Genomic DNA, 282 nt, shown 5'->3' on the forward strand with positions numbered 1-282 from the left:
CCGCAGCGCGGTCGACATCTTCGTGAAGGACCTCGGCATCGTGCAGGACCTGGCCCGGGCCGAGCGCTTCCCCGTGCCGGTCGCGGCCGCGGCCCTGCAGATGTTCCTGATGGCCTCGGGCTCCGGGATGGGCCGGGACGACGAGTCCTCCCTGGCACGCCTCTACGCGCAGGTCGCGGGCGCGAGCCTGCCGGGCCGCAAGACGAGCTGAAAGACGAGCTGAGGTCGCACCATGCCCCGCGTCGCCGCCAACCTGACGATGATGTGCACGGACCCTCCCTG

Annotated in this window: 1 protein-coding gene; it reads left to right on the forward strand. The window is 71.6% G+C overall.

Annotated elements, in window-relative coordinates:
• On the forward strand, positions 1–211 hold a 211-nt coding region (locus tag WDW90_RS39110), incomplete at its 5' end, for an NAD-binding protein (RefSeq protein WP_336492997.1).
• Positions 212–282 lie beyond the last annotated feature (71 nt).

This window comes from Methylobacterium nigriterrae (genome assembly GCF_037106235.1).
Lineage (GTDB): Bacteria > Pseudomonadota > Alphaproteobacteria > Rhizobiales > Beijerinckiaceae > Methylobacterium > Methylobacterium nigriterrae.